Source organism: Nocardia barduliensis, assembly GCF_013315795.1.
Lineage (GTDB): Bacteria > Actinomycetota > Actinomycetes > Mycobacteriales > Mycobacteriaceae > Nocardia > Nocardia barduliensis.
On record NZ_JABLTE010000001.1, the window covers coordinates 14,085 to 28,860 of the forward strand.

Below are 14,776 nucleotides of genomic sequence, written 5' to 3' on the forward strand. Positions count from 1 at the left end.
TCGACGAGGGACGATCCGGTGACAGGTGGACAGATCACGAATGTCCTGGTGGCGAATCGGGGCGAGATCGCCCGGCGCGTCTTCGCCACCTGCCGCCGGATGGGTCTGGGCACCGTCGCGGTGTACTCCGACGCGGACGCCGCCGCGCCGCACGTCACCGAGGCGGACGCCGCGGTGCGCCTGCCCGGCAACACCCCCGCGCAGACCTATCTGCGCGGTGAGCTGATCATCGAGGCCGCGCTGGCCGCGGGCGCCGACGCCATCCATCCCGGCTACGGGTTCCTCTCGGAGAACGCCGAATTCGCCAAGGCGGTGCTCGACGCCGGATTGGCCTGGATCGGCCCGCCCGTCGAGGCGATCGAGCAGATGGGCTCGAAGGTCGCGTCGAAGAAGATGATGGACGCCGCGGGCGTGCCGGTGCTGGCCGAGCTGGACCCGGCCGAGGTCACCGAGGCGCACCTCCCGGTGCTGATCAAGGCGTCGGCGGGCGGCGGAGGGCGCGGTATGCGCGTGGTCCGCGAGCTGGCCGACCTGGCCCCGCAGATCGAGGGCGCGCGGCGCGAGGCGGAATCCGCGTTCGGCGACCCGACGGTCTTCTGCGAGCGCTACCTGGAGACCGGCAGGCACATCGAGGTCCAGGTGATGGCCGATACGCACGGTGTCATCTGGGCGGTGGGCGAGCGCGAGTGCTCCATCCAGCGCCGCCATCAAAAAGTGATCGAGGAGGCTCCCTCGCCGCTGGTGGAACGCACCGAAGGCATGCGGGCGCGCCTGTTCGAGGCGGCGCGCCTGGCAGCGGGCGCGATCGGCTACACCGGCGCGGGCACCGTCGAGTTCCTCGCCGACGAGCAGGGCGAGTTCTTCTTCCTGGAGATGAACACCCGCCTGCAAGTGGAGCATCCGGTCACCGAGTGCACGACCGGCCTGGATCTGGTCCGGCTGCAACTGGACGTCGCCGCGGGTGGCGCGCTGCCCGCCGAACCGCCGGCGATGCGCGGACATTCGATCGAGGTCCGGCTCTACGCCGAGGACCCGGCGCACGACTGGCAACCGCAGAGCGGAACGGTGCACCGCCTCGAGATCCCAGGGGTGCGCACCGAATTCGACCTGCTCGACCGGCCGGGCGTGCGCCTGGACACGGGCGTGGTGGACGGTTCGGTGGTCGGCGTGCACTACGACCCGATGCTGGCCAAGGTCATCAGCTACGCCGAGACACGCGGCGAGGCGGCGCGATTGCTGGCCGCCGGGCTGCACCGCGCGAAGATCCACGGCCTGGTCACCAACCGGGACCTGCTGGTGCGCGTGCTGCGTCATCCGGCGTTCCTGGCCGGTGACACCGACACCGCGTTCTTCGCCACGCACGGGCTGGACGCGCTCGCCGCGCCGCTGGTGACGGAGCCCGACGAGGCGCTGTCCATCGTGGCCGCCGCGCTGGCCGATGCCGCCGCGAATCGCGGCAGCGCGCGGGTGGGCGGCGGGCTGCCCAGCGGGTGGCGGAATCTGCCTTCGCAGTCGCAGCGCAAGTCCTACGAGAGCCGCGCGACCGGAATCCACGAGGTGGGTTACCGCTTCGGACGGACCGGCGTCACGGTGGACGGCCACGACGGTCTCGAACTCGCCGAGTCGGCTGCCGATCGCGTCGTGCTGTCGGTGCCGGGTGAGCGAGGCTCGGTGCGCAGGCGATTCGAGGTCGCCCGCTACGGCGACCAAGTCTACGTCGACTCGCCGCTCGGCCCGGTGGCCCTGCGCAGGCTGCCGCGCTTCAACGATCCGGCCGACCAGGTGGCCACCGGCTCGCTGCTGGCCCCCATGCCGGGCAGCGTGATCCGGCTCGGCGCCGAGGTCGGCGATCACGTCGAACAGGGTCAGCCGATCCTGTGGCTGGAGGCGATGAAGATGGAGCACACCATCGCCGCGCCCGCCGCGGGCCTGCTCAGCGCCGTCAACGTCACCGTCGGCCAGCAGGTCGACGTCGGCGCCGTGCTCGCGGTCGTCGACCCCGCAGAACCCGTAGAACCCCAGGAGAACTGATGAGCTTCCTCGAGACCGACGAGCAGAAGGCGCTGCGCGCCGCCGTCGCCGCGCTTGCCGCGAAATACAACTACCGCGACTACGTGCTGCCGAAGGCGCGCAAGAACGAACCGCTGGACGAATTGTGGCAGGAGGCGGGCAAACTCGGCTTCCTCGGGGTGAACCTGCCCGAGGAGTACGGTGGCGGCGGCGCGGGCATGTACGAGCTGGCGCTGGTGATGGAGGAGCTGTCCGCGCAGGGCGCGGGCCTGCTGCTCATGGTGGTCTCCCCGGCCATCTGCGGCACCATCATCACCAAGTACGGCACCGACGCGCAGAAGCAGGAGTGGCTGCCCAAGCTCGCCGACGGCTCCGGGAAGATGGTCTTCGGCATCACCGAGCCGGACGCGGGCTCCAACTCCCACCAGATCACCACCACCGCGCGCCGCGACGGCGAGGACTGGATCCTCAACGGCCGCAAGATCTTCATCTCCGGCGTGGACCAGGCCGAGGCGGTGCTGATCGTGTCCCGCACCTCCGACCACAAGACCGGCAAGCTCAAGCCGGCCCTGTTCATCGTGCCGACCGACGCCGAAGGCTTCACCAAGACGGCGCAGGAGATGGACATCATCGAGCCCGACCACCAGTACAGCCTGTTCCTCGACGACGTCCGGCTGCCCTCCACCGCGCTGGTCGGCAGGGAGGACGCGGCGCTGATGCAGCTGTTCGCGGGCCTGAACCCGGAGCGCATCATGGGCGCGGCCATGGCCATCGGCCTGGCCCGCTACGCCATCGACCGCGCGGTGGAATACGCCAAGGAGCGCACGGTGTGGAAGACGCCGATCGGCGCGCACCAGGGCATCTCGCATCCGCTCGCGCAGGTGAAGGTGGAAATGGAGCTGGCGAAGCTGATGATGCAGAAGGCCGCCACCCTCTACGACACCGGCGACGAGATGGGCGCCGCCGAGGCCGCCAACATGGCGAAGTACGCGGCGGCGGAAGCCAGCATCAAGGCACTCGACCAGGCCATCCAGACCCACGGCGGCTCCGGCCTGACCAGGGACGTCGGACTGGCCGCGATGCTCGCGGCCGCGCGCATCGGCCGCATCGCGCCGGTCAGCCGGGAAATGGTGCTCAACTTCGTCGCCCAGTACTCGCTGGGCCTGCCCAAGTCGTACTGAGAGGACGCCGCATGACCGAGACGGGTCCGTACGTCCGCTACACGGCCGACGGCGGCGTCGCGACGCTCACGCTGGATTCGCCGCACAACCGCAACGCGCTGTCGTCCAAGCTGGTGGCCGAGCTGCTGCGCGGACTCGACGACGCCGCCGCCGACGACACGGTGCGGGTCATCGTGCTCGCGCACACCGGCAACACTTTCTGCGCGGGCGCGGATCTGAGCGAGGCGAGCGACGCCGATCCGGCCGCGGCCGCCGACCAGCGCACCCGGGTCATGATCGGGGTGCTGCGCCGGTTGGTGGAGATCCCGAAACCGGTGATCGCGCGGATCGACGGCAACGTGCGCGCGGGCGGCATGGGCATCGTGGCCGGTTGTGACCTCGTGGTGGCCGGGCCGGGCAGCAGTTTCGCGCTCACCGAGGTGCGGATCGGGTTGGCGCCATTCATGATCTCGCTGACCCTGTTGCCCAGGCTCAGCCCGCGCGCGGCAAGCAGGTACTACCTGACCGGCGAGAAGTTCGACGCCGCCGTGGCCGAGGAGATCGGCCTGGTCACCGTCACCGCCGACGATCCGGCGGCCGAGGTCGCGCGGTTGTGCGGAGAGCTGCGCAAGGGCTCCCCACAGGGGCTGGCCGAAGCCAAGCGGTTGGTCAACGCGGACATCCTCGCCGAGTTCGACGCCTCCGCCGAAGAACTGGCGCGGCGCTCGGCGAGCTTCTTCGGCACCCCCGAAGTCCACGAGGGCATGCTGGCCTTTTTGCAGCGCCGCCCGCCGAGCTGGGCAGAATAACGACCATGGCGACACCCCACGAACCCAAGCAGGACCGCAGCCGAGCCACCCGGCAGCGCCTGCTCGAGGCGACCATCGACTGCCTGGCCGAGATGGGCTGGGCGGCCGCCACGGTCGCCGTGGTCGCCGAACGGGCCGGGGTGTCGCGCGGCGCGGCGCAGCATCACTTTCCCACCAGGGAGGATCTGATCACCGCCGCGCTGGAGTACATGTTCGACACGCGCGGCGGGCAGGCGGTGCGGGAAGCCGAGACGCTGGTGGAACTCGGCGACGGCATCGCCCGCACCGAGGCGGTGGTGGCGGGGCTGGTCGAGTCCTACACCAGCCCGCTGTTCAAGGCCGCGCTCCAGGTGTGGACCCACGCGGCCGCCGATCCGGTGCTGCGCGAACGCATCGTCCCGCTGGAGGCCCGCTTCGGGCGCGCGTCGCACCGCCGCGCGATCGAGGCCCTCGGCGTGGACGATGCCGATCCCGTCACCCACCACCTGGTCCAAGCGACCCTGGACATGGCTCGCGGACTGGGCCTGGCCGACGTCCTCACCGACGACTCGGCCCGGCGCAAACTGATCGTCCAGCAGTGGGCGGCCACCTTGCACGAAGCTCTGCACGCACCGCGCTGACCGGTCGCCGGATCGAACACCGGCTCTGGACCGTCGCCGAGCCGCTGGCTCCGATCGCGCCTCGACAGCCGGGCCGCGCACCGGATCTCGTACGCGGCCCGACTGTCGCCGATCAGGCGATCAGGCGATCAGGCGATCAGCACAGTCCTTGCTGCTCGAGGCGGCCGGAATCGATGGCGTAGGAGGAGGCTCCGATGGCGGCGCCGATCAGGCCGACGATGATCGCGCCGGGGATCGCGCCGACGAAGAAGACCGGCAGGCCGACGAGAGCGCCGATCGCGGCTCCGATCGCCGCGCCGATTCCCGTGCGGAGTTCGATCGTGTCGCCGGGCGGCAGGCATGCCTTGATGTAGGTCACCTGCGGGGGTTCGCCGGTCGCGGCGGCGATCGGTGTGGCGTGCTCGGCGGGCGCGGCCGACGCGGTGGCGGCGAATCCGGCGGTGAGCGCGGTTGCGACCAGTGCGCTGACCACCGTCACGGCCAGCCTCATGAAAGCGTTCAACTGTTTCCCTGCATGTTCGCGATGGACACCTGAGCTGATGGTCCGGCTCCCTGACCGGAAGCCGTCGAGCATCCGATCATCATCGCTGGAGTTTTGCGGGATGCCAAGAGTTGGTGCTCGGCGCTCTGTCGGCTGCCGCTGCCCAGCGCCGTGATCCGGGAAGTCGCGACCGAGAAACATCCCCTCTCAACGCGATCCGCACCGGCGCCGAAGTAAGGCGCCGGTGCGGATGCGGTGTTCAGCGGGATCAGGGGTTGCGCTGAACACCGGGAGGCGACGCGGCCCCGGGTATGCAGGGCGGCAGGGCCGCATCGCGTGGTTTCAGCGGGTGGCGGTCAGGTCGTACAGCGTGACCCCGTCCACTTGCGTGGCGGTGAAGTTCTCCTGGACCCACTGCGTGATCCGGGCGCTCGGGGAGTCGCTGGAGGAACCGGGACCGCCACGGCCGCCGCCGACGAAATAGTGGATCTTTCCCTCGGCGACATACTGTTGGAACTGCTCCAGCGTCGGCGACGGGTCGCTGCCGTTGAAGCCGCCGATCGGCATCACCGGAAGTTCGGTGGCCAGCTGCAAGCCCGCCGCGCTGTTGGAGCCGATGGCCGCGGCCACCCAGGTGTAGTCCCCGCCGTCGCGCTCGAGCAGCGACACGACCTGCGCGCTCGGCTCACTCGCCCCGAGGATGCCGAACCCGCCGCCGCCGTTCGGCCCTGGCCCGCCCTCTCCCGTCGCGCCGGCAGGCATTCCCGGCACCGTCCCGGTTCCTCGGCTGGTCTGACCGCCGGGCGCGCCGCCCTGCGCCCCTTGGTTGCCGGGCTGTGGAATTCGGCCGTCGGGCCGTCCCTGCATCGCGACGCTCGGCCCGGCCGAGGGGATCGAACCGGCATGCGGCGTCGCGATCGTGTCGACGGCATAGGCGACCGGTCCGGCCAGGAAGGTGAACGCGACCGCGAGCGCCGACGCCACGGCCAGCTTGCGCGGCGCGGGGAAGAGCACGGCGAGCGTCGCGAGGACGCCCACGACAAGCACCGTCCAGCGCAGCCACGAGTGCCACTCCGGACTGCGGGACAACAGCATCCACGCGGTCGCGGTGGTGAGGCCCACCGCCAGTGCCGACGCGAGCCGCACCCACAGCCGATGCCGCGCCCGCCACAGCAGCACCGCGCCCGCGCCGACGAGCGCGGCGATCGCCGGGGCCAGCGCGACGGTGTAGTACTGATGGAAGATGCCGGCCATGAAGCTGAACACCAGCCCCGTCACCAGCAGCCAGCCGCCCCAGAGGACGAGCGAAGCGCGCTGCCGATCGGTGCGAGCGGCTCGGCCGCGCAGCAGGATTCCCACGATGAGCGCGACCAGGGCGGCGGGGATCAACCACGCGATCTGACCGCCCTGCGCCGGTTCGAACATCCGCGTGATGCCGGTGCTTCCCCACATGCCGTTGCCGCCCGGCGGTAGCTCACCGCCCGGTCCGACGCTGCCGCGCTCGTTGCCGTTGAGTCGGCCGAGCCCGTTGTAGCCGAGTGTCAGTTCCAGGATCGAGTTGTCGTGCGAGCCACCGATCCACGGCCGGGACGAGGTGGGCCACAGCTCCACCGCCAGCAACCACCATCCGGCGGCCACCACCATCGCGGCGCCCGCCGCGAAAAGTTGCGCGATGCGCTTGCCGAGCTTCGGCGGTCCGGCGATCAGGTAGGTCAGCGCCAGCGCCGGAACCACCAGCAGCACTTGCAATTGCTTGGTGAGGAAGCCGAATCCGATCAGTGCGCCGGTGATCGCCAACCAGCGCCAGCGGCCGTCCTCCACTGCCCGCGTCATCGCCCAGGCGGCCGCGACCATCAAGAACACCAACAGCGCTTCGGGATTGTTGAACCGGAACATCAGTGCCGCGACGGGCGTCACCGCCAGCGCCAACCCGGCGAGCAATCCGGCCGCGGGACCGAACGGCCTGCGCACCGTCGCCCACAGCAGCGCCACCGTGGCCACACCGAGCAGCACTTCCGGCACCAGGATGCTCCAGCTGTTGAGCCCGAACGCTCGCACCGACAGCTCCATCAGCCACAGCGAGGCGGGCGGTTTGTCCACGGTGATCGAGTTCGCCGCGTCGGAAGATCCGAAGAAGAACGCTTTCCACGACACCGAACCCGCCTGCACCGCAGCGGAGTAGAAGGAGTTCGCCCACCCGTTGGCGCTCAGGTTGCACAGATAGGCCACCGCCGTGCCGAGCAGCAGCGTCGCCAGCGCCGGATACTCCCACTTCCGGTTGGTCCGCGGCCGCGAGTCGGTCACGACCGGTTGCGCGGTCATCGTCGTCGTCATCAACGGTCTCCCTCGCCGTCACGCCCGACCGGGGCCACCGGCTCAGCCGAGCGATCGCGCCCTGCGCCGTCCCGGAACACCCACCGCAGCCCGACGAACCGCAGCAGTGTCGCCACCAGATTGGCCGCCACCAGGACGAACAATTCCAGCTGCACCGAGGCGTCCGGCGCCCACCGATGCAGTGCGAACAGCGACCCGCTGGTGAGGGCCAACCCGATCCCGAAGATCGCCAGTCCTTGGCACTGGTGGGAGACGGCCCCGTTCGAGCCGCGCACGCCGAAGGTGAAGGCCCGGTTGGCCGCGGTATTGCCCACCGCCGTGATCAGCAGCGCCGCGAAGTTCGCCACCTGCGCGCCGGTCAGCGGTTGCAGCACCAGATAGAGCAGCAGATAGGCCAGCGTGCTCAGCACGCCGACGATGGCGAAACGCACGAGCTGCCCGACCATGCCCAGCGGCACGCCGGGCACCAGCGGTTCCCGGCCCACCGCGCGCCGCAGTTCGTCCAGCGGCAGCGCGCCGGTGGCCAGCGCCCGCCCGAGCCGCCAGATGCCGAGCAGGTCCTTGCGCGCGGTGTCGACGATGTCGACCCGGCTGTCCGGATCATCGATCCAGTCCACCGGCACCTCGTGGATGCGCAGCCCGGCCCGCTCGGCGAGCACCAGCAGTTCGGTGTCGAAGAACCACTCCCCGTCGCGCACCAGCGGCAGCAGGCGGCGGGCCACGTCGGTGCGCACGGCCTTGAAGCCGCACTGCGCGTCGGAGAAGCGCGCCCGCAGCGAGGCTTTCAGCAGCAGGTTGTAGCAGCGCGAGATGATCTCGCGCTTGGGCCCGCGCACCACGCGGGACGCGGCGTCGAGCCGGGTGCCGACGGCCAGATCGGAATGCCCGGTGATCAGCGGCGCGACCAGAGGGAGCAGTGCGTTGAGGTCGGTGGACAGGTCGACGTCCATATAGGCGACGATCTGCGCGTCGGAGTGTTCCCACACCGCGCGCAGCGCTCGCCCCCGCCCCTTGGCGGACAGGTGCACGACCCGCACGTCGTCCAGTTCGTCGGCGAGCAGCTGGGCGACTTGCAGTGTGTCGTCGGTGCTCGCGTTGTCGGCGACCGTGATGCGCGCCGGGAACGGGAATCCGTCGCGCAGGTAGGCGTGCAGTCTGCGGACGCACACGCCGAGGTCGGTCTCTTCGTTGTAGACGGGTATCACCACGTCCAGCACGGGCGCACCCGTGGTCTCGGTTCGTTCCGCCGCCGCGACGGTCGAGGTCTCGGTCATGCCGACCACATTCGACGGCCACGCTGCCACGGTGCTGGGGCTCAGCTGTGAAGTTACTGGGGGTGGGTGCCGAGGCAATCGCGCCTCATCGCGGCCGCCATAGCGTACGGTCGATGACAGCGGGACCACTCAGGTTCTCCGAGCGAAGGACTACTTTTGTCCGACAAATCTCCGCGCAGTTCGATGTCCAAGAAATCCGAGAAGACTCTCAAGGAAAAGCGAGCGGAGAAGAGGGCCAAGGCCGCCGGCGAGCCCGCCATCGATCCCAAGCGGCGTTGATCGGGGCCGCTGAGCGAGAACCACTTGCTCAGCGCCCCCGGGGGGCGCGCTTTTCCTTCGTGTCCGCACAACTCGTTCGAGTCGGCAGGTGCGATGTGGTACCTGGGGTAGCAGGTAGCATCCGGATTCGTGATGCTCAGCGGCGCGACGGAAGAGGACCTGCCGCGCAAACGTGTGGACGCGCGCACCGAGCGCTGGCGCGAGCATCGTAAGAAGGTCCGTGCGGAGTTCGTGGACGCGGCGTTCCGCGCGCTGGACAAGTTCGGTCCCGGCGTGAGCATGGGCGATATCGCCAAGGAGGCGGGCGCGGCCAAGCCGAAGCTGTACCGCCACTTCGAGGACAAGGCCGACCTCTACAACGCGATCGTCGACCGGGTCCGCGACCTGCTCTGGGAACAGGTCATGACCAGCTTCGACCTGACCGGCGACTCGGCCGGTGAACTGGTGCGCCGGGCCGCGTCCGAATACGCGCTGGTGGTGGCCCGGCAGCCGAATGTCTTCCGATTCATGCTGCACAGCCACTTCACGCAGCGCTCCGCCGACGCCGACCGCGCCCTGCAATCGGCCAGGCAGTCCGCCGAACGCGCCGCCGCGTTGTTCGCCGGCGCGGTGGACGACGAATCGGTGCGGGTCGCGGACGTGGAACTGGTGATCTACTCGATCTTCGGCGCGGTGGCCTCGGCCACCGACTGGTGGTTGGGGACCAACCGGCCGGAGCCTCCCGCCATGCCGGTCGAGCAGTTCGCCGCCTATCTGAGCGAGATCATCTTCGCGCTGGTGGCGGCCAGCGCTCGGCTGCACGGCATCGCGATCACGGCCGAGCTTCCGCTGCACTTGGCCTTTTCCCCTATGTGACCGGAGCGCCCCCCGGGATGGGCGCCGAGGTCTTTGCCGCTACAACGCCGAACGTCATTGTTCCGGTTGTTCCGATTACCTCGATGGCCTCGCCGTTGAAGCCATTCGTGTCGGCGACGTCTTCAGTATGGCAGCGCCCACCGACAAGAAATGGCGTGCGCCGAACGCCTGCCGATCAGCTCTGCCGCAATCGCCACAGGGGGGACACCGGGCCGTGGCCCGCGCCGAGATCGTAGGACGCCGCCAGGCAGCGGTAGGTCCACTCCTTGGCGAACTCGACCGCTTCGGGTACCGGATAGCCGTGCGCCAGCGCGCAGGCGATCGCGGCGGCCAGCGTGTCGCCGCCACCGTGATCGTTGCCGGTCGCGATGCGCGGCGCGGTGAACTCGAGGAACTGGTCGCCGTCGAACAGCAGGTCGGTGCTGTACTCGGAGGAGCGCAGGTGCCCGCCCTTGACGATCGCCCACCGCGGACCCAGTTTGTGCAACGCCTCGGCCGCTCGCCGCGCCGAATCGTCGTCGGCGACGTCGATCCCGGTGATCAGGCGGACCTCGTCCAGGTTCGGTGTCACCACGGTCGCGAGCGGAATCAGTGTGTTGCGCACCGCGTCCAGCGCCTCGGCGTGCAGCAGCGGGTCGCCGTGCATCGAGGCCGCGACCGGATCGACGACCAGCGGGATGTCGCCGTCGCCGCCGATGCCGACCTCCCGGCACACCCCGGCGACCGCCTCGATGATCGCGGTGGAGGCCAGCATGCCCGTCTTCGCGGCGCCCACGCCGATGTCACCGACGACCGAGCGCACCTGATCGGCCACGACCTGCGGCGGGATCTCGTGAAAGCCGCTGACGCCCACCGTGTTCTGTACGGTCACCGCCGCAACGGCCACCAGCGCGTGCACGCCGCACAGCGCCATGGTGCGGGTATCGGCTTGGATTCCGGCGCCCCCACCGGAATCGGTACCGGCGATGGTGAGCGCCCGGACGGGGGTCTGCCCCTCGGCGGGCAATGGCAGCAATTTCACGACACAAACCCTACGGCGGTCCGCTCGTGCCGCCACCGGCAACCGCACCCGCCGAGTAACAGCAAATGAAAATCGTTATCATTAAAGGATGGACTCCGACCTGCTTCCCGTCACCGTGCTGTCCGGCTTCCTCGGTGCGGGCAAGACGACGCTGCTCAACCACATCCTCGCCAACCGCGAGGGCCGCCGGGTGGCGGTCATCGTCAACGACATGAGCGAGGTCAACATCGACGCCGCGCTCGTCACCGGACAGGGCTACCTCGACCGCACCGAAGAGAAACTGGTGGAGCTGACCAACGGCTGCATCTGCTGCACACTGCGCGAGGACCTGATCGAGGCCGTCGCCCGGCTCGCGCGCGAAGGGCGGTTCGATCAGTTGGTGATCGAATCGACCGGCATCTCCGAGCCGATGCCGGTGGCCGCGACCTTCGACTGGGAGTTCGAGGACGGGTTCCGGCTAGGTGACGTCGCCCGCTTGGACACCATGGTGACCGTGGTCGACGCGTCGACCTTCCTCGCGGAAGTGGCGCGCGGGCAGGCGCTCGCCGAGCGGAACCTGGAGGCGGGCGAGGGTGACGAGCGCTCTATCGCCGACCTGCTGGTGGACCAGGTGGAGTTCGCCGACGTGCTGCTGGTCAACAAGACCGACCTGGTCGGCGCGGCCGCGGCGGGCGCGGTGGAAGCCACGGTGCGCCGCCTGAATCCCCGCGCCCGCGTGCTGCGCACCAGTAACGGCGTGGTCGATCTGGCCGAGGTCCTGGACACCGGACGCTACGACCCGCTGGTTGCCGCGGAGTCCGAGGGCTGGGCGGAGGAACTCGCGGGCGGGCACACGCCCGAGACCGAGGAGTACGGCATTCGCAGCCTCACCTACACCGCCGATCGGCCGTTCCATCCGCAGCGCCTGTCCGACGCGCTGGAGCGATTGCGTGGTCTGCTGCGCAGCAAGGGATTCTGCTGGATCGCCAGCCGGTCGACGCTGGCCGCCGTGTGGTCACAGGCGGGGCCGAACCTGGTTTTCGAACCCGCCGCCTGGTGGTCGTCGCTGGAAGTGCCGCCGGGGCAGGAGATCGTCTTCATCGGGATGAAACTGGACTCCGGCAAGGTGCGCGCGTTGCTGGATGCCGCCCTGCTCACCGACGCGGAGTTCGCCGAGGGGCCGGGTGCGTGGGCGGAATATCCCGATCCCTTCCCGGCTTGGGGCGAATTGCACGAGCACGCCTGATGCCCGCGGCCCACGCGCCGGGCTTCGGGGCGTGGGCCGCTGCTGCGTAGCCGCATGGTGCGCCGCACTCAATTCGAGATGCCGGCCGCCTGGCGGAGGTAGGTCGTGTCGGTCAACTGCTCGATCATGAAGCCGGCGATGTCGGCACGGGCGATCTTCAGGGACAGGCCACGCTCGTCCGCCGGGAATCCGCGCCGGTAGCCGCCGGTCGCGGGTCCGTCGGTGAAGGCGCTCGGCCGCACGATCGTCCAGTCCAGGTCGCTGGCAAACACGTATTCCTCCTGCCGGACATGGTCGGCGTAGGCCGGACGCAGCAGCAGACCGAACATCACGTACTTCCACAGGAAGTTCAGGTTGCCCTTGCTGTCGCCGACGCCGAGCGTCGTCTGGCAGATCAGCCGCTTGACACCGGTGCGATTCATCGCGTCGATGACGGCTTTGGTGCCGCCCGCCCGGACCACGCCCTTGCGGCCGTTGCCGAGCGAGACCAACACCGCGTCCTGCCCCTGCACCGCGCGCTGCACCGCATGCGTGTCCAGCACGTCGCCTTCCACCACGCGCAGCCGCTCGTGGCGCTGCCCGATGTTCGCGGCGCTGCGAGTGAAGGCCGTTACCTCGTGCCCCTCCCGCAGGGCCTGCTCGACGACGAGACGACCGACGGTACCGGTGGCGCCGAAGACTGCGATTTTCATGGTTTCTCTCCTGGTTCGAAAGCTCTTGTGCCTTGGATGAATCCAGTACATCAGCGGCGAGCGAGACGAACCATGGCCGTGAGTCTCGATGACATAAGAGACCGTCTCGAGTCGCCGAACCTCGGCCGAGCCCGCCGACCGCGCCGGGCGGGCTCGGCAGAGGCGTTCAGCGCAGCTTCGCGAAGAACTCCGTGATCTCCTGCGCCATCAGCGCGGGCGCGACATGGTGCAGGTAGTGGGTGAACACGTCGTGCGTGCGCCACGACACGATGTTGTGATCGCGCTCGGCGAAGCGGCGGATGCCGTGGAAATCGCCGGTGGAGCCGCACAGCGCGAGCGGAACCGTGGTCGGCCCCGCGGGGTGCTCGGCCTTGTCCTTCTCGAAGTAGTGCCGGATCGCCGAACCCGCGGTGCCGGTGAGCCAGTGGATCGCGATGTTGGTCAGCACGAAGTCGTCGTCCAGGTCCGGGCCGAGCAGCTGCCCGTTCCAGCCGACCAATCCGGCGGGCGAATCCGTGATCGCGTGTGCCAGCGTCTGCGGCTGCTGGGATTGCAGCACGTTGAAACCCATCTTGTGCTTGACGAACCAGTCCAGGGTGGCCAGCGATTGCTGTTCACCCTCGTCGAGATCGGCCAGTTCCGCCGGATCGCCCGAGGGGAACGAGTACACCTGCGCGACGTGCACGCCGACGACATTGTCCGGCGCCACCCGCCCCAGTTCCGGCGAGATCTGCGCGCCGCCGTCGTTGCCGACCGCGCCGTAGCGGGTGTAGCCGAGCCGCCGCATCAGCTCCGCCCAGGCGCGGGCGATCCGGGTGTCGTTCCAGCCCGCCTCCGTGGTGGGGCCGGAGAATCCGTATCCCGGCACGGACGGGATCACCAGGTCGAACCCCGCGGCGGTGAGCGGCTCGATGACGCCGACGAACTCGACGAAGGTGCCCGGCCAGCCGTGCGTGAGGATCAGCGGGAAAGCGTCGTCCTGCGCGGACCGCACGTGCAGGAAGTGGATGTTCTGACCGTCGATCTCGGTGGTGAACTGCGGGTAGGTGTTCAGCGAGTTCTCGACCGCGCGCCAGTCGAACCCGTCACGCCAGTAGTCGACCAGGTGGCGCACCCGATCCACGCTCACCCCGTAGGTATCGCCCGAGCCGGGGATCTGCTCGGCCCAGCGGGTGCGGGCGAGACGATCGCGCAGGTCGTCCAGGTCGGCCTGGTCGATGTCGATGCGGAAGGGGGTGATCGCGGTCATGTCCAACTCCTTATGAAACGGAATGCTCTGTTCTGATTGAACCGTAACAGAACGGATCATTCCGTTCAAGTGCTATGCTGGATTCATGCCGAAGACATCCGATACCCCAGCTCAGAAGGGTCTGCCCGGCCGCAAGGCGCAGGCGGCCCGCAACGACGGCTTGATCCTGGAGGCCGCCCGCGCGGTCTTCCTCGCCGACGCCACCGCCCCGATCTCCGCCGTCGCGGAACGCGCGGGCGTGGGGATCAGCGCGCTGTACCGGCGCTACCCGAGCAAGGAGGTGCTGCTGCGCACGCTCTGTCACGACGGTCTGCGCCGGTACAACGCGGAAGCCGATGCGGCGCTCGAGGATTCGGACGGCTGGCGGGGCCTCGTCGGCTTCCTGGAGCGGGTGGTCGACGCGGACGTGCACTCGCTCACCGTGCATCTCGCGGGCACCTTCACCCCTGACGAGTCGATACTCCCCGATGTTCGGCACTCCGCGGAGGTGACCGAAGAGATCGTGCGGCGCGCCCACTCCACCGGCAAGCTTCGTCCGGACGTGCGCCCGCAGGATCTCGGCCTGATCCTGGAGTCCTGCGCGGCCATCTCCGTGCCCGACCCGGAGCGCACCGCCCAGCTGCGCCGCCGCGTGCTCGCGATGCTCGTGGCCGGGCTGAGCGCGGACGGCGACCTGCCCGGCCCACCGCCCGCGCCGAACGAGTTCAGCTGGCGCTGGGCGCGGCGATGAATTTCCCTCGCTGAACCGGTCCGCACTGGTACGAATA

General features: G+C 69.5%; 14 protein-coding genes. 8 read left to right on the forward strand and 6 right to left on the reverse strand.

Annotation, left to right across the window (positions count from 1 at the left end; all coding sequences use genetic code 11):
* Positions 1–18 precede the first annotated feature (18 nt).
* The 4 genes from HOV91_RS00080 to HOV91_RS00095 are packed head-to-tail and all read left to right on the forward strand — an operon-like array spanning position 19 to position 4,599.
* Positions 19–2,031, forward strand: coding sequence for an acetyl/propionyl/methylcrotonyl-CoA carboxylase subunit alpha (locus HOV91_RS00080; RefSeq protein ID WP_312884404.1), 2,013 nt, complete (start codon positions 19–21; stop codon positions 2,029–2,031).
* Positions 2,031–3,191, forward strand: coding sequence for an acyl-CoA dehydrogenase family protein (locus tag HOV91_RS00085; protein ID WP_174183316.1), 1,161 nt, complete (start codon positions 2,031–2,033; stop codon positions 3,189–3,191). Before HOV91_RS00080 ends, HOV91_RS00085 begins: the two co-directional genes overlap by 1 nt.
* A gap of 11 nt (positions 3,192–3,202) precedes the next feature.
* The gene (locus HOV91_RS00090) at positions 3,203–3,979 is read left to right on the forward strand and encodes an enoyl-CoA hydratase family protein (protein WP_174183317.1); all 777 of its coding nucleotides are present in this window, start codon (positions 3,203–3,205) and stop codon (positions 3,977–3,979) included.
* 5 nt (positions 3,980–3,984) lie between these two features.
* Positions 3,985–4,599 (forward strand): TetR/AcrR family transcriptional regulator, encoded by a 615-nt coding sequence (locus tag HOV91_RS00095; RefSeq protein ID WP_174183318.1) that lies wholly within the window; start codon positions 3,985–3,987, stop codon positions 4,597–4,599.
* 136 nt (positions 4,600–4,735) lie between these two features.
* On the opposite strand, the gene HOV91_RS00100 is transcribed toward HOV91_RS00095, so the two are convergent.
* The 3 genes from HOV91_RS00100 to HOV91_RS00110 all read right to left on the reverse strand — a co-directional run bounded on the left by HOV91_RS00100 (position 4,736) and on the right by HOV91_RS00110 (position 8,688).
* Complete coding sequence (locus HOV91_RS00100; RefSeq protein ID WP_174183319.1) at positions 4,736–5,101, reverse strand: YMGG-like glycine zipper-containing protein; 366 nt, start codon at positions 5,099–5,101, stop codon at positions 4,736–4,738.
* Positions 5,102–5,422: 321 nt separating this feature from the next.
* Complete coding sequence (locus HOV91_RS00105) at positions 5,423–7,414, reverse strand: glycosyltransferase family 39 protein (RefSeq protein ID WP_174183320.1); 1,992 nt, start codon at positions 7,412–7,414, stop codon at positions 5,423–5,425.
* The gene (locus tag HOV91_RS00110; protein ID WP_174183321.1) at positions 7,414–8,688 is read right to left on the reverse strand and encodes a bifunctional glycosyltransferase family 2/GtrA family protein; all 1,275 of its coding nucleotides are present in this window, start codon (positions 8,686–8,688) and stop codon (positions 7,414–7,416) included. The genes HOV91_RS00105 and HOV91_RS00110 overlap by 1 nt, the downstream gene beginning before the upstream one ends.
* Positions 8,689–8,844: 156 nt before the next feature.
* Between HOV91_RS00110 and HOV91_RS40435 the strand changes: the two genes are divergently transcribed.
* Both HOV91_RS40435 and HOV91_RS00115 read left to right on the forward strand, forming a co-directional pair.
* Positions 8,845–8,967: a hypothetical protein gene (locus tag HOV91_RS40435; RefSeq protein WP_281370806.1), complete on the forward strand. Its 123-nt coding sequence runs from the start codon at positions 8,845–8,847 to the stop codon at positions 8,965–8,967.
* 132 nt (positions 8,968–9,099) lie between these two features.
* Positions 9,100–9,822 carry a TetR/AcrR family transcriptional regulator gene (locus HOV91_RS00115; RefSeq protein ID WP_174183516.1) on the forward strand — a complete coding sequence of 241 codons (723 nt, stop codon included), beginning with the start codon at positions 9,100–9,102 and terminating at the stop codon, positions 9,820–9,822.
* A 175-nt stretch (positions 9,823–9,997) separates the two neighbouring features.
* Here HOV91_RS00115 and thiD read toward each other — a convergent pair whose 3' ends face one another.
* A complete protein-coding gene (gene thiD / locus HOV91_RS00120) occupies positions 9,998–10,843 on the reverse strand; it encodes a bifunctional hydroxymethylpyrimidine kinase/phosphomethylpyrimidine kinase (RefSeq protein WP_174183322.1) in 846 nt (281 codons plus the stop codon).
* A gap of 88 nt (positions 10,844–10,931) precedes the next feature.
* On the opposite strand from thiD, the gene HOV91_RS00125 reads away from it, so the two are divergent.
* The gene (locus HOV91_RS00125) at positions 10,932–12,068 is read left to right on the forward strand and encodes a GTP-binding protein (RefSeq protein ID WP_174183323.1); all 1,137 of its coding nucleotides are present in this window, start codon (positions 10,932–10,934) and stop codon (positions 12,066–12,068) included.
* 68 nt (positions 12,069–12,136) lie between these two features.
* Here HOV91_RS00125 and HOV91_RS00130 read toward each other — a convergent pair whose 3' ends face one another.
* Both HOV91_RS00130 and HOV91_RS00135 read right to left on the reverse strand, forming a co-directional pair.
* Entirely contained in the window at positions 12,137–12,760 is a 624-nt protein-coding gene (locus tag HOV91_RS00130) for an NAD(P)-dependent oxidoreductase (protein WP_174183324.1), read from the reverse strand.
* Between the two features lie 166 nt (positions 12,761–12,926).
* Positions 12,927–14,009 (reverse strand): epoxide hydrolase family protein, encoded by a 1,083-nt coding sequence (locus HOV91_RS00135; RefSeq protein ID WP_174183325.1) that lies wholly within the window; start codon positions 14,007–14,009, stop codon positions 12,927–12,929.
* A gap of 85 nt (positions 14,010–14,094) precedes the next feature.
* On the opposite strand from HOV91_RS00135, the gene HOV91_RS00140 reads away from it, so the two are divergent.
* Positions 14,095–14,739 carry a TetR/AcrR family transcriptional regulator gene (locus tag HOV91_RS00140; RefSeq protein WP_174183326.1) on the forward strand — a complete coding sequence of 215 codons (645 nt, stop codon included), beginning with the start codon at positions 14,095–14,097 and terminating at the stop codon, positions 14,737–14,739.
* Positions 14,740–14,776 lie beyond the last annotated feature (37 nt).